At 74.8% G+C, this 16845-nt stretch carries 8 protein-coding genes; all 8 read left to right on the top strand.

The features are described from left to right. Positions 1-15 precede the first annotated feature (15 nt). The 8 genes from V1633_RS05350 (at position 16) to V1633_RS05315 (ending at position 16803) form a co-directional block, all read left to right on the top strand. Positions 16-1299: a nicotinate phosphoribosyltransferase gene (locus V1633_RS05350; RefSeq protein WP_331213028.1), complete on the top strand. Its 1284-nt coding sequence runs from the start codon at positions 16-18 to the stop codon at positions 1297-1299. Positions 1300-1378: 79 nt separating this feature from the next. After that, the gene (locus V1633_RS05345) at positions 1379-1966 is read left to right on the top strand and encodes an isochorismatase family protein (protein WP_331213027.1); all 588 of its coding nucleotides are present in this window, start codon (positions 1379-1381) and stop codon (positions 1964-1966) included. A gap of 59 nt (positions 1967-2025) precedes the next feature. Further along, positions 2026-3381, top strand: a complete 1356-nt coding sequence (locus tag V1633_RS05340; RefSeq protein ID WP_331213026.1) for an MFS transporter — start codon at positions 2026-2028, stop codon at positions 3379-3381. A 230-nt stretch (positions 3382-3611) separates the two neighbouring features. Continuing rightward, complete coding sequence (locus tag V1633_RS05335; RefSeq protein ID WP_331213025.1) at positions 3612-4475, top strand: DUF4132 domain-containing protein; 864 nt, start codon at positions 3612-3614, stop codon at positions 4473-4475. Next, the gene (locus V1633_RS05330; RefSeq protein ID WP_331213024.1) at positions 4472-9565 is read left to right on the top strand and encodes a hypothetical protein; all 5094 of its coding nucleotides are present in this window, start codon (positions 4472-4474) and stop codon (positions 9563-9565) included. Before V1633_RS05335 ends, V1633_RS05330 begins: the two co-directional genes overlap by 4 nt. Before the next feature lie 157 nt (positions 9566-9722). After that, entirely contained in the window at positions 9723-10934 is a 1212-nt protein-coding gene (locus V1633_RS05325; RefSeq protein WP_331213023.1) for an ATP-binding protein, read from the top strand. After that, positions 10931-14737, top strand: a complete 3807-nt coding sequence (locus tag V1633_RS05320) for a vWA domain-containing protein (RefSeq protein ID WP_331213022.1) — start codon at positions 10931-10933, stop codon at positions 14735-14737. The genes V1633_RS05325 and V1633_RS05320 overlap by 4 nt, the downstream gene beginning before the upstream one ends. Beyond that, a complete protein-coding gene (locus V1633_RS05315; protein ID WP_331213021.1) occupies positions 14734-16803 on the top strand; it encodes a hypothetical protein in 2070 nt (689 codons plus the stop codon). The genes V1633_RS05320 and V1633_RS05315 overlap by 4 nt, the downstream gene beginning before the upstream one ends. Positions 16804-16845: the final 42 nt, after the last annotated feature.

The following is a 16845-nucleotide window of genomic DNA, read 5'->3' as shown; positions in this document are numbered from 1 at the left end:
GCCTAGGCTGGCCTGGTGTACAGCTCACGCCCCGCCCTGCTGACCGACCACTACGAGCTGACCATGGTCAGCGCGGCCCTCCAGGACGGCACCGCCGACCGGCGCTGCGTCTTCGAGGTCTTCACCCGCCGGCTGCCGACCGGGCGGCGCTACGGAGTGGTCGCCGGCACGACACGCCTGGTCGAACTGCTGCGCGAGTTCCGGTTCGACGAGGCGGAGGTGGCCTTTCTCCGGGACACCGGGGTGGTCGACGAGCGGACCGCGCGATGGCTGTCCGACTACCGCTTCACCGGCGACATCAGCGGGTACGCCGAGGGTGAGCTCTACTTCCCCAACTCGCCGGTCCTGACCGTCTCCGGCACCTTCGCCGAGTGCGTACTGCTGGAGACGCTGACCCTCTCGGTGCTCAACCACGACTCGGCGATCGCGGCGGCGGCGGCCCGGATGGTCACCGCGGCCCGGGGCCGTACGTTGATCGAGATGGGCGCCCGCCGCGCCCAGGAGGAGGCGGCGGTGGCCGCCGCCCGCGCCGCCTACCTGGCCGGCTTCGGTTTCACCTCCAACCTGGCCGCCGGTCGGCGCTACGGCATTCCGACCGCCGGCACCGCGGCGCACGCCTTCACCCTGCTGCACGACGACGAGCCGGCCGCGTTCGCCTCCCAGGTCGCCGCGCTGGGCCGCAACACCACCCTGTTGGTGGACACCTACGACATCGCCCAGGGCATCCGGAACGCGATCGCGATCGCCGGTCCCGAACTGCGGGCGGTCCGGATCGACTCCGGCGACCTGTCGGTGCTCGCCCAGCACTCCCGGGAACTGCTCGACTCGCTCGGCGCCACCGAAACGAAGATCATCGTCTCCGGTGACCTCGACGAGTACGCGATCGCCGCACTCGCCGCCGAACCGGTCGACATGTACGGGGCCGGTACCGCCGTGGTGACCGGCTCCGGCGCGCCGACCGCCGGGCTGGTCTACAAACTGGTCGAGGTGGAGGGTCGACCGGTGGTGAAGCGCTCCGAGCACAAGGCCACCGTCGGCGGACGAAAGACCGCGGTACGCCGGCACAAGCCCACCGGTACCGCCACCGAGGAGATCGTCGTACCGCAGGGCACACCGGAGCCCCGCCCGCACGACCGTCCGCTCCAGCGCCGGTACGTGGTCGGCGGTGAGCCGGTGGACGATCTGCCCACCCTCACCGAATCCCGGGAGCACCTACGCCAGTGCCTGATCTCCATCCCCTGGGAGGGCCTCAAGCTGTCGGCCGGGGATCCGACCATCCCGGTCATCGTGCAGTCGTAAGGAAGGGCCCCCTCCTATCGCATTTTGTATAGGAAGGGCTCCCTGCTAACACCCGAGGAGCCGAGGAGAGGCGGGACCGATGAGCCGAGCACTGATCATCGTCGACGTACAGAACGACTTCTGCGAGGGCGGATCGCTCGCCGTCGCCGGTGGCGCCTCGGTGGCCGCCGCGATCTCCCGGCTGCTCGACACCGAGCCTGGCCGCTGGCAGCACGTGGTGGCGACCAAGGACCACCACATCGACCCCGGGGCGCATTTCAGCGAGCAGCCGGACTTCGTCGACTCCTGGCCCCGGCACTGCGTGGTCGGCAGCGACGGGGCGCAGTTCCACCCCCGGCTGGCGACCGACCGGATCGAGGCGGTGTTCCACAAGGGTGAGTGGCAGGCCGCGTACTCCGGCTTCGAGGGCGAGGCCGAGGGGGCGGAGAAGCTCGCCGACTGGCTGCGCCGGCACTCGGTGGAGTCGGTCGACGTCGTCGGCATCGCCACCGACCACTGCGTCCGGGCCACCGCCCTGGACGCGGTCCGGGCCGGCTTCGACACCCGTGTGCTGCTCGACCTGACCGCCGGGGTCAGCCCCGACACCACCCGGACCGCGCTCGACTCGATGCGCGGGGCCGGGATCACCCTGGACGGGACACCGGTACTCGGCACCCCGGGGGCGTAATCCGGTTGCGGGTCAGCCGTACCCGAGCGGCAGGATGACGGCCGGAGGTACGGAGTCTGATGAACCTAGCCCCTTACCGGGCGGCCCTCGCGCTGCCCGGTGTCCGCTCCCTGGTGCTGGTCGCCCTGGTGGCCCGGATCCCGGGGACCATGACGGCGGTGACCCTGACCCTGTACGTCGTACTCCACCTCGGGCGGGGTTACGGGGCCGCCGGACTGGTCGGCGCGGCGCTGACCGTCGGCAGCGCCTTCGGCGCACCGCTGCTGGGCCGGCTGGTCGACCGACGCGGACTGCGGACGATGCTCGTCCTGGCCACCGTCGGCACCGGCGTCTTCTGGGGCACCGCGCAGACGATGTCCTATCCGGTGCTGCTCGGCACCGCACTGTTGGGCGGGCTGGTCAGCCTGCCGGTGTTCGGGGTGGTCCGGCAGTCGCTCGCCGCGCTCGTACCCGAGCGGCACCGCCGTCCGGCGTACGCGATGGACTCGATGGCGGTCGAGCTGTCGTACATGGCCGGGCCGGCGTTGGCGGTTCTGCTGGTCACCTCGGCGTCACCCCGGGTCGGCATGCTCGCCGTCGGCGCCGGCCTGGTGCTGTCCGGGACGGCCCTCTTTGTCCTCGACCCACCCGTCCGGGCCCGGGACGAGCCGGCCACCCCGCAGCGTCCGCCCACCCGACGGGAGTGGCTGACCCCCCGGCTGCTCGGCCTGCTGGCCACCACCGCCGCCACCACACTGGTCCTGGCCGGTACGGACGTCGCGGTGGTGGCGGTGCTGCAACACTCCGGCCAGGTCGCCTGGACCGGACTGGTGCTGGCCCTGTGGGGCGTCTTCTCGCTGGTCGGCGGTTTCGCCTACGGCGCGGTCCGCCGCCCGCCGTCGGCGGTACGACTGACACTGCTGCTCGGTCTCTGCACCGTGCCGGTCGGGCTGGGCGGCGACCAGTGGTGGGGAATCGTCCTCGCCCTGGCGCCGGCCGGGCTGCTCTGCGCACCGTCCCTCGCGGCGTCCGCCGACGCGGTGAGCCGGCTCGCTCCGGCCCCGGTCCGGGGTGAGGCGATGGGCCTGCACAATTCGGCGTTGACCACCGGCATCGCGATCGGTTCCCCGCTGGCCGGCGCGGTGATCGACGTGGGCGGGCCACGCTGGGGTTTTGTCGCGACCGGCCTGACCGGTGCGCTGATCGCGCTGACCCTGCTCCTCGCCGGGCTGTGGCGCCGCCGGACGGCCGGGCCGGTCGCCGGCGGCCCGGCCCCGACGAACGACGACACCCGGCGGCCCGACAACTCCCGGCCGGAGGTCGTCGTGGGGCCGGCGGCAGTCGCGGCAGTCGCGCCAGGTGGGCCGGGCGGGCCGGCGGCGGTCGCGCCGGCGGATACCGCCGCCGACCGAGCGGGGACCGTCAAGCTCTACTGAGGACGGTACGGCCCGCTCCGCCGCACCTGGGCACGTCGGGATCACCGGAACCGCGCCGCCCCGGTACTCTCCCCCGGGCGCGACGGGTCGCGGTTTTGTCGGTGCGACTCACTAACGTTCCCCGCGTCTCCGGCTGGGCCGGAACGCGCGCCTCCACACCGTCGATCCCTGCCCCGGGGGCGGTCGACCGACGGCAGGGAGGCGATCACCAGCGGCGGAAGGGTGCACCCGTGGGTTGGCTGTCGGCGGGCGAGGCGTACGAGGTCTCGCTGATCGCGGGCAAGGTCGTCGCCCGATCGACCGCCCGGCGCGGTTCGGGCCGTCCACTCAAGAGCCTGCCGAAGGCGTTGCGGGACCACCCCGAGGTGGACCGGCTGCGCCAGCTCAACGAGTGGTTGGACCGGCACGCCGCCACCTGCCGCGCCCAGGTCGGCGCGTGGGTGGTGTCGTCGCTGCCGGTCCCGACCGCGCTGCTCGCCCGGGTGTGGCCGGATCCCGCCTGGCAGGAGGTGCTGCGCGATCTGGTGGTGCTCGGTGACGATCCGGACCTGCCGGGCTTCCTGCGTGACGCCACCCCGACCGGCGACATCCGGATCGTCGACCTCGAGGGCGAGACTCGCCGACTGTCGGCCGGGACGGTGACCCTGCCGCATCCGGTGCTGCTGCCGCACCTGGCGGACCTGCGTGAGTTCGCCCTGGAGCTGGACGTGACCCAGCGGGTCGAGCAACTCCATCGCGCCGTCTGGGCGAAGCCGGCGGAGGTCGGGCCACGAAAGATCGAGGTGTCGGACTTCCGCCAGGCGCAGGTGGGCACCCGCACCGCGCTGCTCGCCAGGGCCACCTCGCTCGGCTGCCAGGTCTCCGGCTCGGTCGTCACCTGCCGCGTCCACGAGGCCGGGCGCACGGTGGAGGCGACCGCCTGGCTCGACGGCGACTACTGGTCCGACTGGACCATGGGCAACCTCTCCTGGCGACTGCGTGACGGTCGACAGTTGCCGCTGGCGGAGGTCGGTCCGGTGGCCTGGTCGGAAGGAATGCGGATGGCCTCCGCGTTAAGCGGCGGCCAGACGGCCGGCGCGGAGAAGGGTGCGTGACCACGATGACGGCTGAGCTGGAGGAGCTGCTGGCAGCCGGCGCGGTACTGCCGCTGCCGACCGGGGACGTCACCGCGCCACCGAAGCCCGGTGTGACGGCGACCGGACCCACCGACGGGCCGGGCACCGCGACCGGACCCACCGACAGGCCGGGCACGGCGGCGGGCGGCGCGGCGGTGCCGCTGACCGCCCGCACCTATCGGCATCCGGTGCTGGACGACCGGCCGGTGGTCCGGCTGGTCGCCGCCGACCTGGGTACCGGGGAGGACGCGACCGCCGAGTTCCTCGGCCTGCTACGGGTCGACGAACCCGTGACGGTCGGGCTCGGCCAGCGGCAGTCGCTCGGCTTTCCGGAGTGGGTGCTGGTACACCACCCCGAGGACGCCCGGGACGCGCTGGCGGTCGTACCGGAACTGAAGCGGATCGTCGAACAGGCGCGGTCCAAGCCGAAACTGGCCGTCGAGGCGTACCACGCGGTCGCCGACCGGCTGGCCCGGTCCAAGCCGCACTTCCTGCCCACCTTCTACGAGCAGGCCGGGCGGGTGCTGCTCGCCGGACAGGAGGAGTCGTTCGCGGGGCAGCTGTTCAATCGGGCCCGCAAGGCCGAGGCGGAACACGGGCTGCCGGTCGACCCGGACCGCCTCGACGAGGTGTACCTCGAGTTCGCCCTGGCCGGGGCGCTCTCCGCGACCGCCCTGGCCGGCTACGCCAAGGACCTCGCCGCCCGGCTGCCCGCCGACGAGGCACTCGACCGGTTCTGCGGACTGTGCGTACGCGGTGTCGCGGCCGGGCTGGTGCCGGCGGCGACCCTCGCGACCACGGTACGACGCCTGGTCCGGGCCGCCACGAAGACCGGTGACCCGGCGGTGGCACGGGAGCGGGACTACCTGACCGGGCTGATCGGCCTGCCGGCGACGCTGAAGGCGACCGCCTGGTGGAAGGCCCAGCTACCGGAGCTGGTGACGCTGGCCGGGCAGGACGGGTCGGTCCGGGGCACCCTGCTCAACCTGATGCCCTCGGACGACTGGGACGGCGAGATCCTGCCGCAGTGGCTCGACATCCTGCGGCGCACCGGCGCCACCGACGGTCTCGTCGACGGTCGGCGACCCGACGCGGAACGGCCGGCGGACGGTTCAGTCGGCTGGCTGCGGCGATTCCTCGCGGCCCGCCAGGTGCAGCGCTACCGCCGGCCGCGCTGGCTGCCCGCACTGGCCGAACTGGTCACCCGGATGGCCGCCCAGCTCCGTGCCGAACTCGCCGCGTCAGGCGAGACGATCGGTCGGATCGACAACGTCGACCTCATCGACCTGCTGCTGACCCTGGAGATACCGGTGGCCGACCCCGGCGACGGCGGGCTGGACCTGACCGGCTGGGATCGTGGCGAGGGGCAGCACGACCTGCTGGGCGTGGCCGGTGACGCCCGGTTCCGGGCCGCCCTGTTCAAGGCGATCCCGCAGCCACGGGACGAGTCGAGCCGGCAGGTCATCCGGCTGCTGGCCGGGTTGCCCGGTGGCCGGCTGGTGCTCACCGACTGGATCCGGGCGCGGAGCCGGGAGTGCATCGGGTCCGGGCTGCCCGGGCTGCACGAGGCGGTGGAACTGCTCCGGGCGGTACCCCGCGAGGCGTTGGCGCTGGCCCGGGAGGAGGTGAGCGCGGCGGCCCGTACCGACGTTGCCGCGGCGCTCGTCCGGACCCTGCGCGGTGGCCTCTTCGCCGAGCTGGGCTGGCCCGCCTGGGAGGAGGCACTGGCCGACCTCATCGACCTGGGCTCCAACCGACGGGAGGTCGTCGCCGCCGACGCCTGGCCGTACCTGATCGTCGCGGGCCCGTCCCGGGTACGCGTGATCGGCGACGACATCGTGCTCCGGCACGACCTGCGGATTCCCAACCAGGATGCCTGGGGCGAACCCGCCTTCCACTACGTGGACGGCACGCTGCTGGTCTACTGGGAGTCCCGCGAGCTCAACGGCAGGCTACGCGGATACTGGCACTCGGCGGCCGGCGACCCGCAGCCGCTGGAGGGCACCCACCACGGCCGGTACCGCTACGGGTACTCGATCGGGCGGGTCACCCTGCCGGTACCCGGTGGGGGGCGGACCACCGGGGCCGGGGTGCTGCACGTCGGGGACACCGCGATTCCGAAGCAGGTCGAACTGATCGGCGACGGCACGTCGTACTGGGTGCGGACCGGTGACCGCAACCGTCAGTGGACCGAGTACGACCCGGTCACCGGCACGTACGGCCGACCGGGGCCGCCCGGGTTCCTGGCCGACGCGCTCGTCAACGCACCGGACGGCAGCCGCCTGAAGGATCACCTGAGCTGGCTGCTGCCGGCTCCGTCGGACCAGGTCACCCCGGTCGGCGTACCGGTGGACGGCCGGCTCGGCTGGCGGGTGCTGGAGTTGCCGGACGGCACGGCACGGGGCGAGGACCTGGCCGGCCGCCGGGTCACCGTGCCCAAGGGCTGGCCGGTCGCCGCGCTCACGCTGCCCGGCGACGACCGGCCCCGGGCCTTGCTCGACGGCGGGAAACTGGTCGACCCGGACGGGATCGTGTCCACGGTGGCCAATGGCGGGGACCAGCCGGCGGGAGCCGCCCCGTTGCCGCCCCAGCGGTACTGGCACCAGCTCCGCGCCCGCGACCCGGAAGGGTCGACGGCACTGCGCCGGATCGACCGGGAAACGGCCGCCGCGCTGCTCAAGGGCACCGCCGAACAGCTGGCGACCGAGCGGATCGAGCGGGCGGTGGCAACGCGGGGCAGCGGCGGCACGGCGGCGGCGCAGTTCATCCGCGGTACGGCGGGGACGCGGCCGACCGTCGGCGTGACGGCGGCCCAGCCGACCGGCGCCGGCCAGCCGGCGGCACCGGTCGCCGCGCGACCGGACGGCGTCGTCAGCCTGGTCCGCTCGGTGCTGCCCCAGCTCAGCCACGACGCCCTGGTCGCCGGGGTGGCCGGTGTGCTGCGGTTCGCCGGCGCCCAGCAGACCGCCCTGGCCAAGCTCGCCGAACAGGTACGGGACCTGCCGGTCGCGCAGCCGGTGGAGGTGCCGGTCGACGGGCCGACCGACCAGGAGCTGTACGTCGCCCTGGACGGACTCGGCGTACCGCGGCAGAGCACGGCGGTGAAGGCGACGGTCCAGCAGCTGCACGTGCTGCGGCAGGCCGTGGACGCACCGCTGCCCGACCCGCTGCCCCGGCTCCACCTGGCCGGGCCGGCGCTGCCGAACCCCGCACTGGACTGGCCGGACAGGGTCACCGACGCGGCGGCGGTCGCCTACCGGGCGGCGATCGGGATCACCCCGGAGCCGGACCGGGAGACGCTCCTCCGCCTCCTCACCGACCTGGACGGACTCGGGCTGGTCACCGCCACCGAAACGGCCGGCTGGCGACAGTTCGTCCTGCACGTCGAGGAGCCCTACCTGACCGGCCCCGACGGCAAGAGGCTGCGCGGCAACTGGCGGGGGATCCTGCCGCTCGCCGAGGGGACGTTCATCGCCTGCTACGACCACCGGAAGGCGTCGCCGGCCACCCCCGGCCACCTCTTCCTCGCCCTGTACCGCGATCCGTCCGGCGCGTTCGAGGTACCCGCGCCGTACACGGTACGGAGCGAGACCCCGCTCGGCGACGACCGATCGGCGGGCTGGCTCGGCCGGTTCCTCACCGAGTACGCGACCCACGGGCCGGTGCCCTGGCTGCCGGATGCGGCGGACCGCTTCGTCGAGCTGACCGGGGTCACCTCGACGGTGGCGAAGCTGGTGCTGGCCGGCCTGCCGCTGGCCGACAGCGACAGTCCGCTTCCCGCCGATACCCGCAAACTGCTCGGGATCAAGGCGACCGAGGTCGGGTACGCCCGCCGGCGCCTCCGCGAACTCCGCGCCGAGGTCGGGCGCGCCCTGGTCGCGGCCCTGCTCCCGGACGACGTGGGTCGGCTCTGGACGGACGGCCCGGACGTGGCGGGCGCGGCGGAGCTGTGGAACCGGACGGTGGGGCGACGGCCGGCCGTACCCGAGCAGCTCCTCGCCGACGCGGACCGCGCGGTGCAGGCCGGCTGGAGGCCGGAGCAGGCCCTGCCGGCGTTGCTCGACCCGGCCGGCACACCGGAACTGAGCACCGACCTGGTCTGGGCGGTGCAGGGCGACCACGTCGCGCCGGTGCCGTCCGGCGGTCGGGGCTTCGGCGCCGAGACCCTGGTCGGTGCGGTCGCCACCGCCGCCTGGGCGGCCCACCACACCCCGGTCGGCGACCCGATCCGAGCCGCCCTGCCGGCCGCCCTCGACGCGGTACGGGACCGGCTGGCCAACCCCGACCTGCTGCTGAGCCTCGGCCAGTACGCCCGGCTCAGCACCTTCCGGCAGGTGGCGGGCACCCCGACCGAGACCGGCACCGGCTGGGAACGGTACGGCGCCCTGGTCATGGCCACCGCCGACGACCAGCCGGTTCCGGCGATCCGGGTGGCCCTGCTCGACGACACCGGCAGCGACCCGTTCCTGCCGGCGCTGCGTGGCGCACGCCAGCGGATGTTCCCGGTCGAGGCGGCGCTGTGGCTGGTCCGGGACCCCGGCTTCGCCAGCCTGCTCGCCGATCCCGGTGACCCGGTCGCCGGTACCCGGGATCCCGACGGCACCTGGTGGCCGCAGGATCCGACCCGCTCGGTGCCGGATCTCGTCGCCGAGGTCGCCGCCGGGTACAACCTGGGCCCGGACGCCGCCGCGACGTACCTGATGCTGCTGGCGATGCCAGAGCCGACCGACCGCAACGTGGCCCGGTGGACCGGCTGGCGGCCGGCCCGGCTCAAGGCGGCCCGCGCCGAACTCGCTGGCACCGACCTGGTCGTGTCCGCGACCCGGGCCCGGGCCGGACGCTCACTCTTCCTGCCCTGCGCGTGGCTGCAGCACGGTAGCCCCCGGCTGCCCGACGAGCAGTGGAAGAGCGTCCTGTTCCGGATTCCGGGCCAGCCCGGGGCGCCGTTCGCCACGGACCTTCCGGTACAGCCGGTGACGACCCTCTACCGACGTGCCTGGCAGCGCCTCCGGGACGGCGACGTACCCCGGCTGGAGGAACTCCAGGCGCCGCCGCGTGGCCGCCGATGACCCCGCGCGGTGACCGACGGCGGCCAACCCGGTGACCGACGACGACCTACCGGGTGACCGACGACCTCCGCCCACGGCCGGAGTCGACGGACCACCCGCACCAGTTCAGACACCAGCCAGCGCAGCCCTCCGACCAGAGAGAGACCAGGGACCTCCGGTGACCACGACGGAACAGAGTTTCAGCGCCCCGACCACCGCCGACGGGGAGGCGACAACCGAGCCGGCCTGGCAGATCCTGCCCGCCGAACGGCGGCACGCCACCGAGTTGGCCTTCCTCGCCGCGTACGACGACGGGCCCCGGCCGCCCGGCTGGGCGCTGACCCCGCGTGCCGTGGTCACCTTCGTCCAGGGCAGCGGCGGCGAACCGCTCACCCTGCCGGCCGGCCGGCGGACCGCCCCGGACGGCACCCAACTCCCCGGCACGCTGGTCGTTCCGACGAAGTTCGTCGGGGACCGCGCCCTGGTGGAACGCTGTGTGGTCACCCTGGCCGGCGAACGTGGCCTGCTGCTGGTCGGCGAGCCGGGCACCGCCAAGTCGATGCTCTCCGAACTGCTGTCCGCCGCGATCTGCGGCACCAGCGCGCTGACCGTGCAGGGCACCGCCGGCACCACCGAGGACGCCTTCCGGTACGGCTGGAACTACGCCCTGCTGCTCGCCCAGGGGCCGACCCGGCAGGCACTGGTCGAGTCCCCGGTGCTCACCGCGATGCGGACCGGGCGGGTGGCCCGGGTCGAGGAGGTCACCCGCTGTCTGCCGGAGGTGCAGGACGCGCTGGTGTCGATCCTCTCCGACCGGCGGATCAACGTGCCCGAACTCACCGACACCCCGGCCGGGGTGATCCCGGCGGTGCCCGGGTTCAGCGTGATCGCCACCGCCAACCTGCGGGACCGGGGCGTGTCGGAGATGTCAGCCGCGCTGAAGCGACGGTTCAACTTCGAGACGGTGCCGCCGATCGCCGACGCGGCCACCGAGATGGCGCTCGTCCGCCGGCAGGCGGCCGCGGCCGTGGAACGGGCCGGTGCCGGGTACGCGGTCGACAACGCCGTACTCGACGCCCTGGTCACCGTCTTCCGGGACCTGCGGGCCGGACGGTCCGCGGAGGGCTGGGACGTGGAGCGTCCGGGCACCGTGATGTCCACCGCCGAGGCGGTGCAGGTCGCCGCCGCGCTCGGGCTGGCCACCGCGTACCTCTCCTCCGGTGACGCGCTTGACCTGCTGCCCGGACACCTGCTCGGCGTGGTCCGCAAGGACGACGAGGCCGACCACGGCCGGCTCGTCGGCTACTGGGACGGCCCGGTACGCCGCCGCGCCGAGGGTGGTTCGCCGATGTGGCGTCGGCTCTGGGACCTGCGGGAGACCCTTCGGTGACGACCACCGCACCGGCCGACCCGAGGGAACTGCTGGCCGCCCTCGCCGGGTCGACCACGCCGTACCTGATCGGCGTACGCCACCACAGTCCCGCCCTGGCGGCGGTCGTACCGACCCTGCTCGACGCCGCCGCACCGGACGTGGTCTGCGTCGAACTGCCGACCGACTTCCAGCGGTGGCTGCCGTACCTGGCCGATCCGGCCACCCGGGCACCGGTCGCGTTGGCCGGCGCGCTCGACGACGGCCCGCTCGGCTTCTATCCGTTCGCCGACTTCTCCCCGGAACTGGCCGCGATCCGGTGGGCCCGGGAGCACGGCGTCGAGGTGCGCTGCTGTGACCTGCCGCTGGCCGACCCGGGCTGGTCGACCGGTCCAGCCCTCCCGGGGGACGATCCGGCCGACGACCGGCCGGCCGCACCCGCCTTCGCCGCCGCGCTCGCCGCCAGCGGCACCGGCCGTACCGGTGACGACCTGTGGGACCGGGCGGTGGAGGTACGCGCACCGGGCTGTTCCGCCGAGGCGGTGCGCCGGGCCGCCCTGGGGGTCGGCTGGGCGATGCGTCAGGACGCTGTCACCGGTTCCGGCGTACCGGACCGGGATCTGGCCCGGGAACGGCACATGTCCGAGGTCGTCGCGGAGGCGGCGGCCGGCGGGCGACGGGTGGCCGCGGTGGTCGGTGCCTTCCACGCCCCGGCCCTGGTCGACGCGACCGGCCCCGGCCCGGGTTCCGGCGCCACCGATCCGGCCGCCCCGGTGGCCGTCGACCGCCCCGGAGCCGGCGTCGCCGAACTGGACCCGGCGGCCGGCACACCGGTCCGTACGGCAGCCACGGTCGGTACCCGGACCGGCGGAACGGTCGACACCGCCGACCGCGGCGGGGTCGCCACGTCCCTGGTCGCCTACGCCTTCGACCTGCTCGACTCCCGTTCCGGCTACGCGGCGGGAATCCGCGACCCGCGCTGGCAGCAGGCGGTCTTCACCGCCGGCGGCGACCCCGAACGGGTCCGGGAGGCCGCGGCGTGGGCCGTCACCGAACTGTGCCGGGCGCTCCGGTCGGCCGGACACACCGCAGGCACCGGCGAGGCCGTCGAGACCCTCCGGATGGCCGAGGACCTGGCCCGGCTGCGCGCCCTGCCGGCTCCCGGCCGGGGTGAACTGCTGGAGGCGGTGACCACCGTACTGGGGCAGGGCGAACTGCTCGGTCGTGGTCGTGCCCTGGCCCGGGCACTGGAGAGTGTCCTGGTCGGCACCGATCGGGGCCGGCTCGCACCCGGTACCCCCCGCTCCGGGCTCGGTCCGTCGGTCGAGGCGGAACTCGCCGCGCTCCGGTTGCCCCACCCCGACGACCCGGCGCCCCGGGAGCTTCGCCTCGACCCGCTCCGGTCCCCACTCGACGGCCGGCGCGAAACCCTGCTGCGCCGACTCCGGATCTGCGGCATCAACTACGGTCAGCCGTTCGAGGTCGCCGGTGTCGGTGACGGAAGCGCCCTCACCACCCGGTGGCAGGTCGCCTGGAATCCCGCCATCGCCGCGCTGCTGGACCTGGCCGGGGTACGCGGCGTGACCGCGGCCCTCGCCGCGACCGGCACGCTGCGGGAGCGGTTCCGTCGGCAGGCCGCCGAGGGAGGACCGACCTGTGCCCAGGTCATCGCCGGGCTGGAGGACGCCGCTCGGGGCGACCTGCCGGACCTGGTGACCGACCGGCTCGCCCTGGCGGCCACCGTCCTGCCGGACGCCGCCACGTTGCCCGAACTGCTCGCCGCGCTCGACCTGCTGGAGGCGCTGCGCCGGCAGCACCTGCCGGGCACCACTGTGGACAGTCTGCGACAGGTGGCCGACCTGGCGGTTGTCCTGTTGGACGCCGCGGTTCGTGGGCTGCCCGGGATCGCCGGCAGCGACGACCCGTCCGACGCCGCCGCCCTGGTCGCGCTCGCGCTCCGGGCCGGCGAACACCGGATCGGCCTGCGTCTCGACGAGGCGCTGGACCGGCTCGGTCGTACCGGCGCTCCCACCGTCCAGGGGGCCGCGTTGGCCGCCCGGGTCCTGCTCGACCTGGACGGCCCCGACGTTCTCGGGGTCCGGGCCGCCGGCTGGGTCGACGCCGGCACGAACCCGGACGCCCGTCGTCGGCTGCACCGGCTGCTGAGCGGCATGCTCACCGCCGCCGGCCCGTTGCTCCAGTCGGCTCCGGCCGCGCTCGACCCGCTGCTGGACCGGGTCGAGCGGCTGGCCGACCGGGACTTCCTCGACCGGTTGCCGGCGCTGCGGGGCGGCTTCGACGCCCTCTCCCCCGCCGCCCGGGACCAACTCCTGGACACGGTCACCGAACGTCTCGGTGACCGGGTCAGCCTGACCCTCGCCGCCCCACCCGGTCTGCTCGCCCGGTGGGCCAGCGCCGACACGGCGGGCTGGGAGGCCCTCACCGCCCTCGGCATTCCGGTTCCCACCCTGGAACCGGCCGGGTCCGATCCCCGCCAGCAGTCGGACGGGCCTGAGCGCCAGCAGTCGACCGAGGCAGACCCTGCCCGGCCGCGGTCGACCAAGGCCGACCCCGGCTGCCCGCAGTCGACCAAGGCGGATCCTGCCCGCCAGCAGTCGGACGGGACCGATCCCGGTGACCGCGCCGACGTGGTCGAGTCGGGCGGCCCGGCCGACCCGGCGGTGCGGTCCGGCGACTCTGCCGTACACCGGTTCAGCCCGGCGGACCGGTGGCGGCTGCTGCTCGGCCGCGAGCCCGAACGACTCCCGGAGCACGCCCGCCGGCACGCCCACGCCCTGGACGAGCTGTACGGCGCGGGCCGGGGCGAGGGTGCGAACGGGATCGGCGCCCGGCCGGCCGGCGGCGGTCAGGAGGCGTCGTTCCCGACCGCTCGGGAATGGGCCGACGAACTGGAGGCGCTGTTCGGGGCGGGTGTCCGGGAGGAGGTTCTGGCCCGGGCCGCGGAGACCGGGCGCGGTGACGTCCTGCTCGAACTCGACCCGGCCTCGGTACGTCCCTCCGTGGAGCTGCTGACCACGGTCCTCTCGTTGGCCGGCGGCCTTCCCGAGAAACATCTCGCCCGGCTCCGACCCCTGGTCCGGCGGCTGGTCGAGGAGCTCGCCCGGCAGCTCGCCAGCCAACTGCGTCCCGCGCTGACCGGCCTGGGTACGCCCCGGCCGACCCGGCGTCCGGCGGGCCGGCTCAATCTGGCCCGGACTCTGCGGGCGAATCTCGCGCACACCCGACGGCTGGACGACGGCCGGACACTGGTGATCCCGGAACGGCCGGTCTTCGACACCCTCGCCCGGCGGCAGGCCGACTGGCGGCTGGTGCTTGTTGTCGACGTCTCCGGTTCGATGGAGTCCTCGGTGGTGTGGTCGGCGCTGACCGCCGCCGTGCTCGGTGGGGTGCCGACCCTGTCGACACACTTCCTCGCGTTCTCGACCGAGGTCATCGACCTGACGGACCGGGTCGACGACCCGCTCTCGCTGCTGCTGGAGGTCCGGGTCGGCGGCGGTACGCACATCGCCGCCGGGTTGACCCACGCCCGCTCGCTGGTCACCGTGCCGAGTCGCACCATCGTGGTGGTGGTCAGCGACTTCGAGGAGGGCTATCCGCTCGGTGGGCTGCTCGGCGAGGTACGGTCGCTGGCCACCTCCGGCGTGCACCTGCTCGGCTGCGCCGCGCTCGACGACCACGGGGTGCCGCGTTACTCGGTGCCGATCGCCCAGCAGCTCGTCGCGGCCGGCATGCCGGTGGCCGCGCTCAGTCCGCTCGAACTCGCCCGCTGGGTGGGCGACCGGCTACGCGGAGGGACCCATTGAAAACGGCCACGGCTTCCGACCCGACGGGCAGCGCCCCGGCCGCGCTGCCGCCGGTGGTGCCGGAGCTGGTCGCGACGACCATGACGGCGCTGCCCCCTCGGCTGCACCGGCGGCTGGACGCGGCTGTCGCGCGCCTCGGCGCCGCGCCCCGCGACGGCACCCCGGACGGGATCCGGGTCGACTGCGGCCCGGAGGCCCAGGTCCTGCTGGTAGCCGGACCGGGCGGGGTGATCACGGCGGCGGACCAGGTCCGGTGCAGCTGTCTGCTGACACCCCGCTGCCTGCACCGCGCGGCGGTACTGACCGCCTGTCCGGTGGCCGATGCCGTGGTCACCGCGCCATCGGCGGACGGCACCGACCATGCCGGCAGCCACACCGACCAGACCGCCGGCGGACGCCGTACCACCCGTGCCGACGGCGCGGCGACGGCCTCCCGGAGCCGGGCGCGGACCGGTGGTGGCCCCAGCGCCGCCCAACGCCAAGCGGCGGCCGGACTGTGGCACGCCGCGTCGGCGGTACTCGCCGCCGGGGTACCCGGCGCCGGCGCGGTGCTCCAGGCCGAACTGCTCCGGGCCGCGCACAGCGCCCGGCTGGCCGGGCTGCCCCGTGCCGAGAGTGCCGCGCTCCAGGTGGTCCGTGGCCTGCGGGCGGCCCGGGACCGGCGCGACGACCACCGGCTCGCCGACCTGGTTCAGGTGCTGCACGACCTTCTCCTCACCGCCGGCCGACTCGCCGCCGGTGCCACCGAGCCCGGCCTGGTCGGGATCAGCCGCCGCAGCTACCGGCCCGCCGGGAACCTGCGGGTGTACGGGGTCTGCCGCGAGCCGGTGATCAGCGCCACCGGTTACGCCGGGGTGGTGACCCATCTGCTCGACGACGACGGCCGGTGGTACTCGGTCGCCGACGTACAGCCTGGTGAGCCGCAACGGGCGCTGGGCGTCGCCACCGCCGTTGTCGACCTCGGCCCGTCCGGGCCCAGCCATGACCGGCTCGCCCGTGGCGGGCTGCTGGTCACCGGTACCACCGTCTCGCCGGAGGGCCGGCTCGGCTCCGGTCGGGGGGTGCGGGCCATCCCGGTCACCGGTGTGAGCTGGTCGACCGGGGCGCTGGGCCGACTCTTCGCCCGCCCGCTCGCCGAGGTGGTGAACGCCCAGCTCAACGCCGCCGAGGACGGCGGGTCCGACACCCCGGCCGGCGGAGGGCAGCTTGTCGGCGCCGATCTGGTGATCGTCGGCGGGTACGGCGACCACGTCCTCGCCCGCGAACTCTCGCCGGCCCCGGCCCAAACCGGGGCGGAGTCCACGTCGACAGCGACAGCACTCCTCGGAGCGGAGGACACGTCGGCGGCCGACGCGGACCCGACGGCAGCGACGGCACGTCGAGGAGCGGAGGACACGCCACCGGCCGACGCGGACCCGGCGGTGGTGCGGCGGGCGGCGACGGGACCGCTGATCCGGCTGGTGCCGGTCAGTTCGCATCCGATGTTGGCGCACCTGGCCAACCTGCGCCGGCTGGCGTCCCGGCCCGGTCTCCGGATCCGGGTGGTGGCCCGACTCGACACCGAACGGGCGAGCACGCTGCGGCCCCTCGCGGTCGCCCCGGTGCCGGGGGCCGAGGTGACCCTGCGGCTGCCGGAGGCCTGGCAGGGCCACGCCGACCTCGGGTACGACGTACTCCAGAACGGGCATCTCCCGCCGCCGCAGGCGGGTGTCCCGGACGTACCGGTCGGTGCGGCCGGGCCGGACCCGGTGGTCGACGCCCCGCTGTGGCGGGTGCGCCGGCTGGTGGAGTCGGCCGTCGCGGGTGGCCGGCAGGCGATCGCCGGCCCGGCCCGGAGTGCCGGGTCGGGACTGGCCGCACCGCTGCGGCAGTCCGGCTTCCCGATGGCCGCCGAACTGGCGGCCGCGCTGGTGGCCGAGTCGGACCGCCGGGGCCGGGACGCGTTCGGCCGGCTCGTCGACCCGGAGCCGGAGCGGTACGCCTGGGCCTGGGTGGCCGCCGCCACCCATCTCGCCGCCACCGAACGGGCGCTGATCCGGGCCTCCTGGAGCGACGAAACGTCCTAGCGCTCTGACCGGGGAGGTCTGCCCGGCGGGCGGGTGGGGGGC

It is taken from the genome of Plantactinospora sonchi, assembly GCF_036422035.1.
Classification (GTDB): domain Bacteria; phylum Actinomycetota; class Actinomycetes; order Mycobacteriales; family Micromonosporaceae; genus Plantactinospora; species Plantactinospora sonchi.
Note: the sequence above shows the minus strand (reverse complement) of the source record. Positions and strands in the feature narration are given on the sequence as shown.

What these genes read in the sequence shown, in the direction of transcription:
- V1633_RS05340 (WP_331213026.1), top strand. Translation starts at nt 2,026, where the DNA reads ATGAACCTAGCCCCTTACCGGGCGGCCCTCGCGCTGCCCGGTGTCCGC.
- V1633_RS05345 (WP_331213027.1), top strand. Translation starts at nt 1,379, where the DNA reads ATGAGCCGAGCACTGATCATCGTCGACGTACAGAACGACTTCTGCGAG.